The organism is Burkholderia sp. HI4860 (genome assembly GCF_002223045.2).
GTDB lineage: Bacteria > Pseudomonadota > Gammaproteobacteria > Burkholderiales > Burkholderiaceae > Burkholderia.
The window spans coordinates 92,937-111,685 of record NZ_NKFO02000003.1 but is presented as its reverse complement, the minus strand read 5'-3'; the positions used below and the strand labels follow the sequence as shown (position 1 = coordinate 111,685).

Annotated in this window: 13 protein-coding genes; 12 read left to right on the top strand and 1 reads right to left on the bottom strand. The window is 65.4% G+C overall.

The window, feature by feature from the left end; all coding sequences use genetic code 11:
* The first annotated feature begins 33 nt into the window (after window positions 1-33).
* The 7 genes from CFB34_RS15530 (at window position 34) to CFB34_RS15500 (ending at window position 11,120) form a co-directional block, all read left to right on the top strand.
* Complete coding sequence (locus tag CFB34_RS15530) at window positions 34-1,065, top strand: LacI family DNA-binding transcriptional regulator (protein WP_011351902.1); 1,032 nt, start codon at window positions 34-36, stop codon at window positions 1,063-1,065.
* The gene (gene rbsK / locus CFB34_RS15525; protein ID WP_089440029.1) at window positions 1,062-1,991 is read left to right on the top strand and encodes a ribokinase; all 930 of its coding nucleotides are present in this window, start codon (window positions 1,062-1,064) and stop codon (window positions 1,989-1,991) included. The genes CFB34_RS15530 and rbsK overlap by 4 nt, the downstream gene beginning before the upstream one ends.
* A 278-nt stretch (window positions 1,992-2,269) precedes the next feature.
* Window positions 2,270-4,036 (top strand): methyl-accepting chemotaxis protein, encoded by a 1,767-nt coding sequence (locus CFB34_RS15520; protein WP_089440030.1) that lies wholly within the window; start codon window positions 2,270-2,272, stop codon window positions 4,034-4,036.
* A gap of 553 nt (window positions 4,037-4,589) precedes the next feature.
* Entirely contained in the window at window positions 4,590-6,512 is a 1,923-nt protein-coding gene (locus CFB34_RS15515) for a PrkA family serine protein kinase (protein ID WP_011351905.1), read from the top strand.
* A gap of 125 nt (window positions 6,513-6,637) precedes the next feature.
* Entirely contained in the window at window positions 6,638-7,906 is a 1,269-nt protein-coding gene (locus tag CFB34_RS15510; RefSeq protein ID WP_089440031.1) for a YeaH/YhbH family protein, read from the top strand.
* On the top strand, window positions 7,903-9,582 hold the full coding sequence (locus CFB34_RS15505; RefSeq protein WP_089440032.1) for a SpoVR family protein: 1,680 nt from the start codon (window positions 7,903-7,905) through the stop codon (window positions 9,580-9,582). Before CFB34_RS15510 ends, CFB34_RS15505 begins: the two co-directional genes overlap by 4 nt.
* Window positions 9,583-9,815: 233 nt before the next feature.
* A complete protein-coding gene (locus CFB34_RS15500) occupies window positions 9,816-11,120 on the top strand; it encodes an MFS family transporter (protein WP_089440033.1) in 1,305 nt (434 codons plus the stop codon).
* An 87-nt stretch (window positions 11,121-11,207) separates the two neighbouring features.
* Here the strand turns inward: CFB34_RS15500 and CFB34_RS15495 are convergent, their stop codons facing one another.
* Window positions 11,208-12,134 carry a LysR family transcriptional regulator gene (locus tag CFB34_RS15495; RefSeq protein WP_089440034.1) on the bottom strand — a complete coding sequence of 309 codons (927 nt, stop codon included), beginning with the start codon at window positions 12,132-12,134 and terminating at the stop codon, window positions 11,208-11,210.
* 101 nt (window positions 12,135-12,235) lie between these two features.
* On the opposite strand from CFB34_RS15495, the gene CFB34_RS15490 reads away from it, so the two are divergent.
* The 5 genes from CFB34_RS15490 (at window position 12,236) to CFB34_RS15470 (ending at window position 18,223) form a co-directional block, all read left to right on the top strand.
* Window positions 12,236-13,273, top strand: a complete 1,038-nt coding sequence (locus CFB34_RS15490) for an agmatine deiminase family protein (RefSeq protein ID WP_089440035.1) — start codon at window positions 12,236-12,238, stop codon at window positions 13,271-13,273.
* A gap of 46 nt (window positions 13,274-13,319) precedes the next feature.
* Window positions 13,320-14,234, top strand: a complete 915-nt coding sequence (gene aguB, locus CFB34_RS15485) for an N-carbamoylputrescine amidase (protein WP_089440036.1) — start codon at window positions 13,320-13,322, stop codon at window positions 14,232-14,234.
* A gap of 10 nt (window positions 14,235-14,244) precedes the next feature.
* Complete coding sequence (locus CFB34_RS15480) at window positions 14,245-15,357, top strand: polyamine ABC transporter substrate-binding protein (protein ID WP_089440037.1); 1,113 nt, start codon at window positions 14,245-14,247, stop codon at window positions 15,355-15,357.
* Between the two features lie 76 nt (window positions 15,358-15,433).
* Window positions 15,434-16,546 (top strand): agmatine deiminase family protein, encoded by a 1,113-nt coding sequence (locus CFB34_RS15475; RefSeq protein WP_089440038.1) that lies wholly within the window; start codon window positions 15,434-15,436, stop codon window positions 16,544-16,546.
* A 153-nt stretch (window positions 16,547-16,699) separates the two neighbouring features.
* Entirely contained in the window at window positions 16,700-18,223 is a 1,524-nt protein-coding gene (locus CFB34_RS15470) for an agmatine deiminase family protein (protein ID WP_089440039.1), read from the top strand.
* Window positions 18,224-18,749 lie beyond the last annotated feature (526 nt).

Genomic DNA, 18,749 nt, shown 5'->3' with positions numbered 1-18,749 from the left:
AGACAGACAGAACAGACCAGAGAGAAACGGGAAATGGCGACGATCAAGGATGTGGCGGCCATGGCGGGCGTGTCGTTTACGACCGTCTCGCACGTGGTGAACAATTCGCGGCCGGTGTCCGCGGATGTGCGTGCGAAGGTCGAGGGCGCAATCCGCGAGCTGAATTACGTGCCGTCGGCCGTGGCGCGCTCGCTGAAGGCGCGTGCGACGGCGACCATCGGCCTTGTCGTGCCGAACAGCACGAATCCGTACTTCGCCGAGCTCGCGCGCGGGATCGAGGATCAGTGCGCGGCCAATGGCTATTGCGTGTTCTTCTGCAACTCGGACGACGATCCCGTCAAGCAGCGCAACTACCTGCGCGTGCTGCAGGAAAAGCGAATCGACGGGCTGATCGTCGCGTCGGCGGGCGAGGATGCGGTGCTCGCGCAGACGCTCGCGGATATCCACGCGCCGCTCGTCGTCGTCGACCGCAACATCGAGGGGCTCGCGGCCGACCTCGTGCAGATCGACCACGAGCGCGGTGCGTACCTGGCGACGCGTCACCTGCTCGAGCTCGGGCACGCGAAGATCGGCTGCATCACGGGGCCGACCGACACGGCGGTCAGCGCCATGCGCGTGCACGGCTTCATCCGCGCGATGGCCGAGCGCGGGGTCGACATCGTGCCGGGCGCGATCGCGGAAAGCGACTTCTCGTGCCTCGGCGGTTATCACGCGGCGTCGCGGCTGTTCGAATCGGTGCGGCCGAGCGCGATCTTCGCGGGCAACGACCTGATGGGCGTCGGCGCGCTGCGCGCGGCGGCCGAGCGCGGCATGCGCGTGCCTGACGACTGTTCGATCATCGGGTTCGACGACATCGAATTCTCCCGTTACACGTATCCGGCGCTATCGACGGTCGGCCAGTCGGTGCGCGCGCTCGGCGAAATGGCCGCGCAGACGCTGATCGAGCGCATCGGCGGCGGCTCGACCGCTGTGCCGAGCCGCCGCCGCGTCGTGTCGCCGCGCCTCGTGCTGCGCGAGTCGACGGCGATTTACCGCGAGCCGCCGGCCTCCGGCGGTCGCGCATGACGGCGCCCGCGGCAGGCGCCGGCCGCGTGACGGTGGTCGGCAGTCTCAACATGGATCTGGTCGTGCGCGCGCCGCGTCTGCCGCTGCCGGGCGAAACGCTCGCCGGTCATGCATTCGCGCAGGCGGCGGGCGGCAAGGGCGGCAACCAGGCGGTTGCGGCCGCCCGGCTCGGCGCGCAGGTCGCGATGATCGGTTGCGTCGGCGCAGATGCGCACGGTGCCGCCCTGCGCGCGGGGCTCGAAGCCGAGGGGATCGACTGTGCAGGGCTCGCGACGAGTGCGTCGGCGTCGACCGGCGTCGCGCTGATCGTCGTTGACGATGCGAGCCAGAACGCGATCGTGATCGTCGCGGGCGGCAACGGCGAGGTCACGACGGAGATGGTCGCCCGGCACGAAGCCGCACTGGTGTCGGCCGACGTGCTGATCTGCCAGCTCGAGACGCCGCCGGACGCGGTGTTCGCGGCGCTGTCGGCCGGGCGGCGGCTCGGCCGCACGGTGGTGCTCAATCCGGCCCCGGCCGTCGCACCGCTGCCGGATGGCTGGCTGCCGCTCGTCGACTTCCTGATCCCGAACGAGGTCGAGGCGGCCGCGCTGACCGCGCTGCCGGTGCGTGACCCGGCGGAGGCGGAAGCCGCCGCGCGCGTGCTGCAGGCAGGCGGCGCGCGCAACGTGCTGGTGACGCTCGGCGCGCGTGGCGTGCTGGCGCTGACGGCCGATGGCACGGCGCGGCATTATCCGGCGCCGGCCGTGCAGGCCGTCGACACGACGGCCGCCGGCGATACCTTCATCGGCGGCTTTTCCGCGCGGCTCGCGGCTGGCGCGGACGTCGACACGGCCATCCGCTTCGCGCAACGCGCCGCGGCACTGTCCGTCACGCGAGCGGGCGCGCAGCCGTCGATTCCCACGCTGGCCGAACTGGCCGAATAGGGCCCGATCAAGCATCGTGGCCGGTCCGTCGCAAACGACGGCCGGCCGCCCGCCTGCGACGCGCGCCGGCAGCGGAGCGCCGCCCATTCCTTGGCTTCCAAACACACGCTGAAACACGCATTATTCATTCAGTTATTTGTAATAAACAGACGAATAATTCGAAAAAATAGCGGAAACACCATCAAGTTGTGCGGTGCATGGTCGTAAATGCACCAAGTGAAGCAATGCTTCGAAGCGACGGGCTGTCCCGTCCATCACGACGCAACACAGGAAGGATGATGGTGTTCAAAAACCTGACGATTCGTGCGCGCATCGGTCTCACGATGGCGTTTCTGGCGGTACTCCTCGGGGTGATCGGCGCGCTTGGCGTGTACGGCATGACGCGCGCGAACGACACGACGCGCGATATTTTCACGAACCAGATGCCCAGCGCGGTCGACGTTTCGGTGGCCGAGATCTACGCTGCGCGCGAACGCCTGGCGCTCGACCGTGGGGCGCTGCTGGCCGGCACACCCGACGCGGCGGCGGCCGTCGAACGAAGCCGCGCGATGCGCGCGCAGTCCGACACGTGGTGGCAGAAATACCTCGCGTTGCCGCGCGGCCCGGAGGAAGACCGGCTCGCGCAGGACGTCGCCGCGAAGCGGCAGGCGTTGCAGCACGCGTGTGACGCGTTCGCGAGCGTGATCGGGGCGAATCAGGCCGACCGGATCGGCGAAGGCGCGAAGCAGCTTCAGGCGAGCTACAACGACCTCTCGGTGGCGAGCGAGGCGCTGCGCAACTTCCAGTTCACCGATGCGCAAACCGGTTTCGACCGTGCGGAATCGGCGTTCGACACGGTGCGCGTGTTGGCGATTGCCGCGCTGGTGGCCGGCCTTGCCGCCGCGGTCGTGTCGTGGCTGACGCTGAGCCGCGCGATCGGCCGTCCGATTGCCGACGCGCTCGCGCATTTCGACGCGATTGCCGCCGGCGACCTGCGCCGGCCGATCGTCGTGGATCGCCGTGACGAGATGGGCCAGCTTCTCGAAGGCCTCGGCAAGATGCAGCGCGGGCTCGTCGACACGGTGCGTACCGTGCGCGGCGGTAGCGAGTCGATCGCGACCGCGGCGCGCCAGATCGCGGCCGGTAACATCGACCTGTCGTCGCGCACCGAGGAACAGGCCGCGGCGCTGCAGGAAACCGCGTCGAGCATGGAGCAGCTGACCGGCACCGTGAAACAGAACGCGGACAATGCACGCCAGGCGAGTTCGCTGGCCGCGAACGCGTCGGAGATTGCAAACAAGGGTAATACGGTGGTCGGCCAGGTGGTCGGCACGATGGGCGAGATCAACGACAGCTCCGCGAAGATCGCCGACATCATCGCGATCATTGAAGGAATCGCGTTCCAGACCAACATTCTTGCGCTGAATGCCGCAGTCGAGGCGGCGCGGGCAGGCGAGGAAGGCCGCGGTTTCGCGGTCGTCGCGGGCGAGGTGCGCAGCCTGGCCCAGCGTTCGTCGGCCGCGGCCAAGGAGATCAAGGTGCTGATCGACGCGTCGGTGGAGCGCATTCGCTCGGGTTCCACGCTGGTCGACGAAGCAGGGCGCACGATGAGCGACGTGATCGGTGCGGTGCAGCGCGTGACGGACATCATGGGCGAGATCGCGGCGGCCTCCGAGGAGCAGAGCGGCGGGATCGACCAGGTGGCGCGCGCGGTCGCGCAGATGGACGAGGTCACGCAGCAGAATGCGGCGCTCGTCGAGGAAGCCGCGGCTGCCGCGCAATCGCTCGACGAACAGGCCGGGCGCCTGCGTGAAACGGCAGCGGTCTTCCAGCTCAATGAAGACGACGCCCGCCCGGGTGTCTCGACACCGGTGGCCGTGCGTCACGCGCCGCGTGCGGCCGCGGCAACGGTCGCGGTGCCCGTCCAGGCTGCCGTGCGCGACGAGCGCGACGCACCACCGAAACGCGTCGCCGCAGCGGCGCCGGCACGCAAGCCCGTCGCTGCTCCAGCGGCGCCCGCGCAAGCGGCCGCTACCGCCGGCGCGGACGATTGGGAAACCTTCTGATTCGCGCGCATCGCGCATCTATCCCCATTTGGTGACGAACGACGCCCGCGACATGCGGGCGTCGTCGTTTCCGCGACGGAAATAATGTGACAGGCGACGGGCATGAACGACGATCGTGCCGCGTCGCATGCAGGGTGAAACATGCGTCGAAGGATGCGTGCACAGGTGCTGCGTCATGTTCCCGCATCCGTCGTACGGGTATTTCCGTAAGGGCGCTGCGAAAAAAATTTGTAACGGTGCGCACAACGTGTCGTCGAAAACGACCGCTCGAACGTATAGGGATGAAGGGGAGAAGTGACGACGCCGGATATGTCCAACACACAAGACGTTCCGTTGTTCGACGAGACGCGACGGATGCAGTTTCTGCGGCTCGGGAGGTCGATTGTAAAACGACGAAATGTGTTGTCCAAGCGGTGTTGTCGAGAATGACGAACTTCATACGAAGAGTTCGTGAAAAAAAATAAGAAAGGGTTTAGGATGAATTCGAACGCGCTTGCTTCTGCGCAGTCGTACGAAGGCAGGCACGTCTTCAGACTCAGGCGAGGGAGGTAGCATGGATATTTACAGCAGCTTCGCGAACCGCTTCGAAAAAACGCGAGAGGAAGAGCTCTCGCTGGAGGAGTATCTCGCGCTCTGCAAGAACGATCCATCCGCGTACGCGACGGCTGGTGAACGCATGCTGGAAGCAATCGGGGAACCTGAACACATCGATACCCGCAACGACCCGCGCCTGTCGCGGATCTTTGCGAACAAGGTCATCAAGGTCTATCCCGCATTCCGTGAGTTCTACGGAATGGAGGAGGTGATCGAGCAGGTGGTCGCCTACTTCCGACACGCTGCGCAAGGGCTCGAAGAGAAGAAGCAGATCCTCTATCTGCTTGGCCCGGTGGGCGGCGGCAAGTCGTCGATCGCCGAGCGTCTGAAGCAACTGATGGAGCGCGTGCCGTTCTATTCGCTGAAGGGTTCGCCCGTCAACGAATCGCCGCTCGGGCTGTTCGACTACGACGAAGACGGTCCGATCCTCGAGGAACAGTACGGCATTCCGCGCCGCTACCTGAAGAACATCCTTAGTCCGTGGGCCGTCAAGCGGCTGCACGAATACAACGGCGACATCCGCCAGTTCCGCGTAGTGCGCCGCTATCCGTCGATCCTGCGGCAGGTCGGCATCGCGAAGACGGAGCCGGGTGACGAGAACAACCAGGACATCTCGTCGCTGGTCGGCAAGGTCGATATCCGCAAGCTCGAACAGTACGCGCAGGACGACGCCGACGCGTACAGCTACTCGGGCGGCCTGTGCCTGGCGAACCAGGGGCTGCTCGAGTTCGTCGAAATGTTCAAGGCGCCGATCAAGGTGTTGCACCCGCTGCTCACCGCCACGCAGGAAGGCAACTTCAAGGGCACCGAGGGCTTCGGCGCGATTCCGTTCGACGGGATCATCCTCGCGCACTCGAACGAGTCGGAGTGGAAGGCGTTCCGCAACAACCGCAACAACGAAGCACTGCTCGACCGGATCTTCGTCGTGAAGGTGCCGTACTGCCTGCGCGTGTCGGAAGAGACCAAGATCTACGAGAAGCTGATCCGCAACTCGTCGCTGGCCGAAGCCGTGTGCGCGCCGGGCACGCTGAAGATGATGTCGCAGTTCTCGGTGCTGTCGCGCCTGCACGAGCCGGAGAATTCGAGCCTGTTCTCGAAGATGCAGGTGTACGACGGCGAAAACCTGAAAGACACCGATCCGAAGGCGAAGTCGTATCAGGAATATCGCGACTACGCGGGCGTGGACGAAGGGATGACGGGCGTGTCGACACGCTTCGCGTTCAAGATCCTGTCGCGCGTGTTCAACTTCGATTCGAGCGAGGTGGCGGCCAACCCGGTGCACCTGATGTACGTGCTCGAACAGCAGATCGAACGCGAGCAGTTCCCGCCGGAAACCGAGCAGAAGTACCTGTCCTTCGTGAAGGACGTGCTCGCGTCGCGCTACGCGGAATTCATCGGCAAGGAGATCCAGACGGCCTACCTCGAGTCGTATTCGGAGTACGGCCAGAACATCTTCGACCGCTACGTCACGTATGCGGACTTCTGGATCCAGGACCAGGAATTCCGCGACCACGACACGGGCGAGAGTTTCGATCGCGCCGCGCTGAACGCGGAGCTGGAGAAGATCGAGAAGCCGGCCGGCATCAGTAATCCGAAGGATTATCGCAACGAGATCGTGAACTTCGTGTTGCGTGCACGGGCGGCGAATGCCGGCAAGAACCCCGTGTGGACGAGCTACGAGAAGTTGCGCGTCGTGATCGAGAAGAAGATGTTCTCGAACACCGAGGAACTGTTGCCGGTGATTTCGTTCAACGCCAAGGGTTCGGCGGAGGAGCAGCGCAAGCATGAGGACTTTGTGAACCGGATGGTCGCGAAGGGCTATACGCCGAAGCAGGTGAGGCTGCTTTGCGACTGGTACCTGCGCGTGCGCAAGTCGTCATGACACGCGCGGTACCGCGCCCGTACGGCGTCGCCGTACGGGTGTTTTCAGAGACGCCGCCCGCATGACGGGAGACGGCATGTGCGGCGAGCGTCCCGGCATATCGACTTTCGAGCGGGAGACCGGGAGTGCTTCATCAAATCATCGACCGCAGGCTGGCCGGCAAGAACAAGAGCATCGCCAACCGCGAACGCTTTCTGCGTCGCGTCAAGAACTACATTCGTCGTGCCGTGTCCGATGCGGTGCGCGACCGTAGCATCAAGGATATCCAGAGCACGCAAAGCATCACGATTCCGCGCAAGGACATCGCGGAGCCGAATTTTCGGCACGCCCCTGGCGGACGTCGTGAATACGTGCACCCCGGCAACGAGGACTACGTGCGCGGCGACAAGATCCCGCGTCCGCAGGGCGGCGCGGGCGGGGGCGGCAGTCAGGCGAGCAACGAGGGCGAAGGGCAGGACGACTTCGTGTTCGAGTTGTCGCGTGACGAGTTCATGCAGTACTTCTTCGACGATCTCGAACTTCCGCGCCTCGTGAAGACGCACCTGCTGACGGTGCCGAGCTGGAAGAACGTGCGCGCGGGCTGGTCGGCGGAAGGCACGCCGAACAACATCGACGTCGTGCGTTCGCTGCGCAGCGCACTCGGGCGTCGCATCGCGCTCGGCTCGCCGCTCGTCAACGAGTTGCGCGAACTCGAGGCGCAGCTCGAGGCAATGAAGCGCGATCCGGAAGACCGGCGCGCGGAGATCGCGGTGCTCGAGGCCGAGATCCATCACCTGAAGGGGCGCATCTGGCGGATTCCGTTCATCGATCCGTTCGACCTGCGCTACATCAACCGCGTGAAGCAGCCGCAACCGTCGAGCCAGGCCGTGATGTTCTGCCTGATGGACGTGTCGGGCTCGATGGACGAGCAGCGCAAGGATCTGTCGAAGCGCTTCTTCATCCTGCTTTACCTGTTCCTCAAGCGGAACTACGAGCGCATCGAGGTCGTGTTCATCCGTCACCACACGCGTGCCGAGGAAGTCGACGAAGACACCTTCTTCCATTCGACCGAGAGCGGCGGCACGGTGGTGTCGAGCGCGCTCGAGCTGATGCGCAAGGTGATGAACGAGCGCTACTCGCCGACCGAGTGGAACATCTACGGCGCGCAGGCGTCCGACGGCGACAACTGGACCGACGATTCGCCCAAGTGTCGCAAAATCCTGGAAGAGGATATCCTCACGAAGACGCGTTACTTCGCGTATATCCAGGTCGCGCCGGAAGAGCAGAACCTGTGGCTGGAATACGCGCAACTGGCCTTGTCGCAGCCGCATCTCGCGATGAAAAAGGTGGAATCGGCTGCCGACATCTACCCGGTGTTTCGCGAATTGTTCGAAAAGCAGGTGGAAATGTCATGACGACCCGCCATCTGCACAACGAGTCGCGCGGCTATGCGCCGCGCCCCTCCGGCGACGACACGGCCGGCCCTGCCGCATCGCAGCAACGCGGGCAGGCCGAACCGCCGCCGCCGGCCGCCGACTTGCCCGGCTCCGGGCGAAAGGAAGCGCGTATGAACGTTGCCGAACGCAAGCCGCTGCCGTGCCCGTCCGACTGGACGTTCGAACTGCTCGAGGAATACGACACGCACATCTCGCAGGTTGCCGAACAGTACGAGCTCGATATTTACCCGATCCAGCTCGAACTGATCAGCGCCGAGCAGATGATGGACGCGTATGCATCGGTCGGGATGCCCGTCAACTACCGTCACTGGTCGTTCGGCAAGCATTTCCTGTCGACCGAGAAGAGCTACCGTCGCGGCCAGATGGGGCTCGCGTACGAAATCGTCATCAACTCGAACCCGTGCATCGCGTACCTGATGGAAGAGAACACGATGACGATGCAGGCGCTCGTCATCGCGCACGCGGCGTACGGGCACAACTCGTTCTTCAAGGGCAATTACCTGTTCCGGCTGTGGACCGATGCACACGCGATCATCGACTATCTCGTGTACGCGAAGAACTACGTCGCGGAATGCGAGGAGCGCTACGGCCTCGATCGCGTCGAGGAACTGCTCGATTCGTGCCATGCGCTGATGAACTACGGCGTCGACCGCTACAAGCGGCCGCAGAAGCCTTCGCTGTCGAAGGAAGCCGCGCTGCGGCGCGAGCGCGAGGCGTACCTGCAGTCGCAGGTGAACGAGTTGTGGCGCACGCTGCCGGGCAAGAAGCCCGAGTTGATGGAAGAACAGGAAGAGCGCTATCCGCCCGAGCCGCAGGAGAACCTGCTGTATTTCGCGGAGAAGAATGCGCCGCTGCTCGAGCCGTGGGAGCGGGAAGTGATCCGCATCGTGCGCAAGATCGGCCAGTATTTCTACCCGCAGCGGCAGACGCAGGTGATGAACGAAGGCTGGGCGACGTTCTGGCACTACACACTGCTGAACACGCTGTACAACCAGGGGAAGCTGGAAGACAGCTTCATGATGGAGTTCCTGCACTCGCACAGCAACGTGGTCTACCAGCCGCCCGTCACGAAGCCGTACTACAGCGGGATCAACCCGTATGCGCTCGGCTTCTCGATGATGAGCGACATCCGGCGGATCTGCGAAGCGCCGACGGAAGAGGACTACAAGTGGTTTCCGGAGATCGCGGGCACCCCGTGGCTGCCGGCGATGCACTATGCGATGCGCAACTTCAAGGACGAGAGCTTCATCGCGCAATACCTGTCGCCGAGCCTGATCCGTGACATGCGGCTCTTCTCGGTGCTCGACGACGACATGCGCGATTCGCTCGAGGTGTCGGCGATCCACGACGATTCGGGCTACCAGTACGTGCGGCAGGCGCTGTCGCGGCAGTACGACATCCATCACCGCGAGCCGAACATCCAGGTGTGGGCGGTGAATACGCGCGGGGATCGCAGTCTCACGCTGCGCCACTTCATGACCGACAACCGCCACCTGTCGAACGACAGCGACGAGGTGCTCAAGCACATGGCGCGGCTCTGGCAATTCGACGTGTTCCTGGAAAGCGTCGACGAGGCCGGCACCGTGCGCAAGCGCTACGAGTGCCGCTATGTGCCGCCGGAGGTGCGGATCTGAACGTCGCCGGCAGAAAGTTTGCATCGGACGCCAGCCTTGGGCTGGCGTTTTCATATGACGAACGCGTGGCAGGAGAAAAATCTTCTACATCCGGACGAACCCGGAGAGCCCGTTACTTTACATTTCGCTAAAATTCCGTAGCGCCGTGCGCCGGAACCGGTGCCACGTACGATCGCACGCGGCGGCCCCCAGCCGTCTCGCCCAGAAAGCACTAAAAAGGAACTGACCAATCCATGGCCGTCCAGACCGACCAAGCTGCGCTGTCCGCGCATGACACCCGGCGGCGCGTGTTCGCCATCGTCGGCGCCTCGTCGGGCAACCTCGTCGAGTGGTTCGACTTCTACATCTACTCGTTCTGCGCGCTGTACTTCGCGCCGGCGTTCTTCCCGAGCGGCAACACGACGACGCAGCTACTGAACACGGCCGGCGTGTTCGCGGCCGGCTTCCTGATGCGTCCGATCGGCGGCTGGCTGTTCGGTCGCATCGCCGATCGTCACGGCCGCCGCAACGCGATGATGATCTCGGTGCTGATGATGTGCGGCGGCTCACTCGTGATCGCGGTGCTGCCGACCTATGCGCAGATCGGCGCGCTCGCGCCGGCGCTGTTGCTGATCGCGCGGCTGTTCCAGGGGCTGTCGGTGGGCGGCGAATACGGCACGAGCGCGACCTACATGAGCGAGGTGGCGCTGAAGGGCCGTCGCGGCTTCTTTGCGTCGTTCCAGTACGTGACGCTGATCGGCGGCCAGCTGTGCGCGCTGCTCGTGCTCGTGATCCTTCAGCAGACGCTGTCGGCCGACGAACTGAAGGCGTGGGGCTGGCGCATTCCGTTCGTGGTCGGCGCGGCGGCCGCGCTGATCTCGCTGTACCTGCGCAAGTCGCTCGACGAGACGTCGACGACCGAATCGCGCGACAAGAAAAACGCGGGCACGATTCGCGGCGTGTGGCAGCACAAGGGTGCGTTCTTCACGGTGGTCGGCTTCACGGCCGGTGGCTCGCTGATCTTCTACACGTTCACGACGTACATGCAGAAGTACCTCGTGAACACGGCCGGCATGCATGCGAAGACGGCCAGCAACGTGATGACCGTCGCGCTGCTCGTTTACATGCTGATGCAGCCGGTGTTCGGCGCGCTGTCCGACAAGATCGGCCGCCGCACGTCGATGATCCTGTTCGGTTCGTTCGCGGTGATCGGCACGGTGCCGCTGATGCATGCGCTGAAGGACGTGACGAGCCCGGTGGCCGCATTCGTGCTGATCACCGTCGCGCTCGCGATCGTCAGCTTCTACACGTCGATCAGCGGCCTGATCAAGGCCGAGATGTTCCCGCCCGAAGTGCGCGCGATGGGCGTCGGCCTGTCGTACGCGGTCGCGAACGCGATCTTCGGCGGTTCCGCCGAGTACGTCGCGCTGTGGTTCAAGTCGATCGGCAGCGAGGAAACCTTCTACTGGTACGTGACCGTGCTGTGCGCGATCTCGCTGCTCGTGTCGTGGCGGATGCGCGATCCGAGCAAGGAAGGGTATCTGCGTCACGAGCCGTGATCGGCTACGCAGTGTGCGCATCGAGCGCACGCGCATCATGACGAACGTCCCGCCACCCGGCGGGACGTTTTTTTTTGCGGCGTGCGATTACGCGGGCGGCGGCACGTGGTCGGGCGCCGGATCGGATGCGCTCGACCGGCTGCCTTGCTCGACCAGCCATTCGAACATCCGCTCGACGATTGGCGAGCGCGACGGGCCTTCCATGCGCGACAGCCACCACGTGGTGCCGGGCAGGCGCGGGTAATCGGCGAGCACGGTCAGCGTGCGCTGGTCGATGCCCGCCTGCGCGACGAGGCGCGGCAGGCACGCGATGCCGCGGCCGCGCAGCACGGCGTCCAGCACGAGCCGCTGGTCGTCGTAGATCGCATGCATCCGGAACGCCGACAGCTGCTCGCGGAACACCGTCGCCAGGCGCTCGTCGGTCAGGCTGGCTTCGAGACAGATGACGCCCGCGTGCAGCGGGTGCGCGTCGCGCGGCACGCGTTTGAGTCGTTCCGCCAGCGGCGTCGCGCACACCGTCACCCACTCGTCGCGCATGAACGGGATATCGAGCAGGCCGGGCTGCAGCATCGGGCGCGTGCCGATCGTCATGTCGACGTCGATTTCGTCGACGTAGCGCGCGGTTTCGTCGGTCGACAGCAGCGGGCACAGGTCGGGCAGCGCGTGCTGCAACTGATCGAGGCGCGGCTGCAGCCAGCCGTGCAGCAACGGCGCGGGACACACCAGCACGACGAGCCCCGGGTTCAGGTAGGTCGCGATGCGGTCGAGGCCGCCGCGCAACGTGTCCATCGCGCGCTGCACGCTGCGCTGCAGAACCTCGCCGGCGATGGTCAGTTCGACGCCGCGGCCGCGCCGGCGGAATAGCGGCTGCCCGAGTTGTGCTTCGAGCTGCTGGATCTGATGGCTGATCGCCGATTGCGACAGGTGCAGCTCATCGGCTGCCCGCGAGAAATTGCCCAATCGGGCTGCGGCTTCGAAGCCGGTCAGCAGTTTCAGTGACGGAACGCGTTGCATCGAGGTATGAGGTGAATTGATTGATTCGGCCAAGAAATATCAATATTCATCAAGTTTAACCTGACGCACAATCGGCCATCAATCACAACGGAGACGGAACGATGGGTCGCTTTGATGCTCGCCAGCGCGGTTACCGGATGCCCGCGGAATGGGAATCCATGGATGCCACGTGGCTCGGATGGCCGGTTCTGCACGATCGCGAGGATCTGTGGGGAAGCCACTACGCGCAGGTGTGCCGCGAATTCGCGCTGGTCGCGCGCACGATCGCCCGTTACCAGCGTTGCGTGGTGGCCGCGCACCACAGCCAGGCCGACGCCGCGCGCGAGATGGTCGGCGCGAGCGTCGACGTGCTGCCGGTCGCGGCGGAGGACAACTGGCTGCGCGACTGCGGGCCGGTCTTTCTGGTGAGCGAACGGCGCGGGCTGGGCGCGGCCGTGTTCCGCTTCAACTGCTGGGGCGAGAAGTACCAGCCGTACGACGGCTGCCAGCAGGCCGGGCAGGACATCGCCCGCGCGGCGGGTGCGGAGATCTTCAATTCGCACCTGGTGCTGGAGGGCGGCGCGTTTTATGTCGACGGGCAGGGCACGCTGGTCACCACCGAGAGCTGCCTGCTGCATCCGAATCGCAATCCGCACCTGAGCCGCGCGGAGATCGAGGCGGAGCTACGCCGGATGCTGGGCGTCGAGAAGATCATCTGGCTGCCGGGCAATCCCGACGAAGTGGAGACGAACGGGCACGTGGACGGCATCGCGTCGTTCATCGCCCCCGGCCGGATGCTGTGCCAGACGGCGCTGCCGGAGCAGGGCGACTATTTTCACGTGATGCGGGAAAACCGTCGCGCGCTGGAGCTGGCAACCGATGCGGCGGGGCGTCGCTTCGAGCTGCTCGACCTGCCGTCGCCGATCGTCACCGAACGATTCGGCTCCGAGCGTTACTGCGATTGCTACGCGAACTACATTCTGGTGAACGGCGCGGTGATCGTGTCCGCGTTCGGCGTCGAGCAGGATCAGGCGGCGCGCGAGGCATTCAGCCGCGCGTTCCCCGGGCGTAACGTGGAGATGCTGCCGATTCCGACATTGTCGATCGGCGGCGGCAGCATCCACTGCTCGACGCAGCAGCAGCCGTCCGTCGCGCACTGAGCGACGTTTCGTCAGCGGTTTCCGATCCCACCGAGGAGCCATCGCAATGCCGTCCAAACACATCACCGTCGCCGCCGTCCAGATGGCGTCGGGCAGCTGGAATCTCGAAGACAACATGGCCACCGCGGAGCGCCTGATCCGCGCGGCCGCCGCACAGGGCGCGAATCTCGTGCTGTGCCCGGAACTGTTTGCGATGCCGTACTTCTGCCTCGACCAGAACGTGCGCCATCTCGAACTCGCGCAGCCGTTCGAAGGCAACGCGCAGATCGCCCGGTTCGCGGCGCTGGCCGGCGAGCTCGGCATCGTGCTGCCGATCGGCTTCTTCGAGCGTGCGGGCAATGCCGCGTACAACTCGATCGCCGTGGCCGATGCAGACGGGCGCGTGCTCGGCGTCTATCGCAAGACACATATCCCGGACGGGCCGGGCTATACGGAGAAGTTCTATTTCACGCCGGGCGACACCGGCTTCAAGGTGTGGGACACGCGCTTCGGCCGGATCGGCATCGGCATCTGCTGGGACCAGTGGTACCCGGAGACGGCGCGCAGCCTCGCGCTGATGGGCGCCGAGATCCTGTGCTTTCCGACCATCATCGGCTCGGAGCCGTTCAGCAGCACGTTCGATTCGTCCGGCCACTGGCAGCGCACGATGCAGGGCCACGCGGCCGCCAACATGGTGCCGGTCGTGGCCGCGAACCGGATCGGCCGCGAAGTGGGCTTCGGCAACGGCAATCCGGCGCAGCAGGGGCTCGCGGGCGTGTTCTACGGGTCGAGCTTCATCGCGGATCACACCGGCGAGAAGCAGGCCGAGGCGAACCGCACCGATGAAGCCGTGCTCGTGCACACGTTCGATCTCGACGCGATCCGCGCCGACCGGCAATCGTGGGGCTTTTTCCGCGATCGCCGCCCGGAGATGTACCGCACGTTGCTGACCAGCGACGGCGTGTCGTCGTGTTATCGATGAGGGAGGCCCGATGAAACGGAAAGCCGGGTTGCGCTTCGTGGTGCCGGGCCTCGCGCTGTGCGTGCTGGCCGGCACGGCCCGCGCTGACGACGAGAAGGTGCTGAACCTGTACAACTGGAGCAATTACTTCGCGCCGGATACGCTGGCCGGCTTCGAGAAGGAAACCGGCATCAAGGTGCGCTACGACGCGTACGACAGCGACGAGACGCTGCAGTCGAAGCTGCTGACCGGCAACAGCGGCTATGACCTCGTGTGGCCGACCAACGACTTCATGGCCAAGCAGATCCAGGCGGGCGTGTTTCGCAAGCTCGACAAGGCCCGGCTGCCGAACCTGAAGTATCTCGATCCGTCGCTGCTGAAGCAGATGGCGCAATCCGATCCGGGCAATCAGTACGGCGTGCCGTACATGTGGGGCACCGTGGGCGTCGGCTACGACCGCGCCAGGGTGCGCGCGATCCTCGGCAAGGACCTGCCGGCCGACAGCCTCGACCTGCTGTTCAAGCCGGAGATCGCGGCGCGCGTCGCCGCGAAGTGCGGGCTGGGCCTGCAGGATTCCGCGAGCACCGTGCTGCCGCTGGCGCTGCGCTATATCGGCCGCGATCCGATGCACCCGTCCGCGCAGGACTATGCGGCCGCGCAGGCGATGCTGATGAAGATCCGGCCGTACATCCGCGAGTTCGTCAATTCGTCCGATGCCAACGAGCTGATCGACGGTGAGCTGTGCGTGACGGTCGGCTTCTCCGGCGCGATCAACCTGGCCGCGCAGAAGGCGAAGGCGCGCGATCCGAAACGCGACGTGGTGTACGACATTCCGCGGATCGGCACCCTGATGTGGTTCGACGCGATGGTCATTCCGGCCTCCGCGAAGCATCCGGACAACGCGCATGCGTTCATCAACTACATCCTGCGTCCGGACGTGACCGCGAAGATCTCGAATTCGACGCGCTACGCGAATGCGAACCAGGGTGCGCTGAAGCTGATGGACCCGGCGCTGGTACGCGATCCCGGCATCTATCCGGACGAGGCGACGCGGCGGACGCTGTTCACGCCGATCGCCGAATCGCCGGCCGCGATGCGTCTGGAAGGCCGGACCTGGCTCGGCTTCAAGACGGCGCGGCCGTGACCGCGCATCATGAAGCCGCCGAACGATTGAAACCACCGAAGCACACGAAGCAATCGGCAAGCGAAAGAGGAATGTCATGACAACGAGACGTCAACTGTTGAAACGCGGCCTGTCCGTATCGGGGGCGGCGCTGGCCGCCGGCGCGCTGGGCGGGTTGCTCGGCCGCGCCGCGCACGCGCAGCAGGGCGCAACCTGGCACATGCCGGACGAGGGTGCGCCGCATACGGCGACCTGGATGGCGTTCGGCCCGAGCGAGGACATCTGGGGCGCGCGGCTGTTGCCCGTTGCGCGTGCGAACCTGGCCGCGATCGCGAAGGCGATCGCCGCGCACGAGCCGCTCAAGATGCTGGTGCGCGAGCAGGACTATGCGATCGCGTCGCGGCTGTGCGGTTCGTCGGTCGAGCTCGTCCAGCACCCGGTCGACGATCTGTGGATGCGCGACACGGGGCCCGTGTTCGTGAAGAACGCGTCGGGCCAACTCGGCGGCGTGAGCTTCAATTTCAACGGCTGGGGCAACAAGCAGGAGCACGACCAGGATGCGGACGTCGCGCCGTTCGTGGCGGAGCGCGCCGGTGCGCGGCTGGTCGACACGCGGCTGGTGCTCGAAGGCGGCGGCATCGAGGTGGACGGCGAGGGCACGGCGATCATCACGCGCAGCTGCGTGCTCAACCGGAACCGCAATCCGGGCGTCAGCCAGGCCCAGTGCGAGGCGGAGCTGAGCCGGCTGCTCGGGCTGAAGAAGATCATCTGGTTGCCGGGCATCGCGGGCAAGGACATCACCGACGGGCATACCGACTTCTACGCGCGCTTCACGAGCCCGGGTGTGGTGGTGGCCGGGCTCGATACCGATCCGTCTTCATACGACCACGCGGTGACGCGGCAGCATCTGGAGATCCTGCGGAAATCCACCGATGCAAAGGGCCGCCCGTTGAAAGTCGTCGTGCTGCCGGGGCCGAAGTCCGTCCGGCATCAATACGAGAACGAGGCGTTCGCGGCCGGCTACATCAACTTCTACGTGTGCAATCGTGCGGTGATCGCGCCGGCGTTCGGCGACAGCCGCGCCGACCGCAATACGCGCGACACGCTCGTCGACCTGTTTCCGGGGCGCGAGGTCATCCAGCTGAACATCGACGGCATCGCCGCGGGCGGCGGCGGCATTCACTGCACCACGCAACAGCAGCCGGCCTGAGCGCGGCTGCGGGCCGGCACGCGTGAACGGCCCGTACGACCGTAGCAGGCAGCTGTTCATTCCGGACTACTGACAACAATGCGGATTCCGTCTTGCGAGACGGAATCCGGCGTGCTCGCGTGCGCGCCGACCGCACAAGGGAGTTGAAACCTGATGAAACGACGTACCCATGCGAGCACCGGCAAGCGGATGCAGCGCACACCCGATAGCGGCCGGCGCGGCTTCGTCCGATATTCGGCCGCTTTTCTCGGCGTGCCGCTGCTCGGCAGCCTGACCGCTTGCGGTGGCGGCGGGGACGGTGCATCCGGCGCGGCTTCCCCGTCGCCAGGCACGACACCTGGCACGACGCCGTCGACGCGGCAGGTCAAGTACCGGCTGCCGGCCGAAGATGCGGCGCACGCGTCGACCTACATGGCGTTTGCGTCCGGCGCGGATGGCATCTGGATGCCCGTCACGCCGCAAAGCACGGATGCCGGCATCGACCGCGTGCGGGCCGACCTGATGGACGTCGCGAAGGCGATCGGCGCAACCGAACCGGTCGACATGCTGGTGCTGCCGGCCGATCTCGACGCGGCCCGCGCGCTGCTCGCGACCGCGAGCGTCGCAAACCCCGACCTGCATGCGCGCTATGCGGCACGCGCCGCGGGCGCGGGCGGGATCAACCTCGTGCCGCTCGCCGACGGCTTCAACGATTTCTGGGTGCGCGACACGGGGTGCCTGTTCGTCAGGGATACGACGAACGGCGATGCGCTGAATGCGATCGGCTTCAATTTCAACGGCTGGGGCAACGCGAACACCGACGGCGCCGGCATGAGCCCGGGCGCGACGGTTCCGCCGGAAGTCGCGGCCGCGAGCAACCGGTCGAAGGCGGGCAAGTTCTTCCAGCCGTTCAGTCGCGACAACGCGGTGGCGGGCTGGATGGCGCAGCGCAAAGGCGCGAGCCTGATCCGCAGCACGCTGACGCTCGAAGGCGGCGCGATCGAGTTCGACGGCGACGCGACGGCGATCCTCACCGAATCGTCCGTGCTGCACGTGAACCGGAATCCGCAGCTGTTCGACATCCCGAACGGCGTGATCGCGAGTGCGACGCTGCTGCCGACGGCGAAAGACACGGTGCTCGCCGAACTGCAGCGCACGCTCGGCGTGCGGAAGATCATCTGGCTGCCCGGCACGGCGACCTATCCGCGCGGCAGCGGCGTAGGCGGTGCCGGGGGCGCGGCGACCCCGGCCGGCGAGACCGACATCACCAACGGGCACGTCGATTTCTACGCACGCTTTTTCGCGCCCGGCGTGGTCGCGTGCTGTTTCGACGCGTCGAATTCGACCGGCGAGCGCGCGTTGACGGACGCGAACCGGCAACGGCTCGCCGGGCAGACCGATGCGAACGGCCGGCCGCTGCAGATCGTCGAGCTGGTGCCGCCGGTCAATTTCGGCACGTCGTCCGGCACGACCCTGAACGACCGGCAGATGACGAATTTCGCGGCCGGCTACATCAATTTCTACGCCTGCAACGGTGCGATCGTCATGCCGAAGTTCAACGACGCGGCGGCCGACGCGGCCGCGGTCGCCGCGATCCGGCCGTATGCGGGGAGTCGGGCGATCGTGCAGGTCGACATCCTCGGCATCGCGTCGGGCGGCGGCGGCATCCACTGCGCGACGCGGGAGGTGCCGGCGTGAGCGAATCCCGTCATATCGATATTGAAATCGATTCGTTGTCCATGACGGGCGAATTCCTTAATCTGGGCCTGTAGTTCGTGTGACACCTCCTTGACTGGGATTCGCGCCCGCTGCTTGCAGCGGGCGTCTTTTTTGGTGCGCTGCGTCTCATGTAGACGCTGGCGGGAATGGTCGCGCCCGCTTGCTCGCCCGTCCGGTTACCGCATGCCGGCGCGCCGGTCCGGATCGGCCGCACCGGTGACGGCTCGATGCACCCGGCGACGGGCTGCTTGCGCTTTCGGGCGGGATCCAATTCCTGCCTGCTGGCAGCGCCGGAGGTAGGCGATGAGCGTGCGGTTCGCCTTCGCGCATTCCCGGGGGAATGGGTCACGTCGACAACAAGTCTATTTCGAGACAAGCAGAAATATATCGATTGGATAGCTTGCGTCACCCGCGCGATCAGAAAAAAATATGCCGAGATAATTATCATGTGACTTGTCCTATGTTTTTGATTTTTTTGCGGTAAGGAATTGATTCGTTTTCCGTT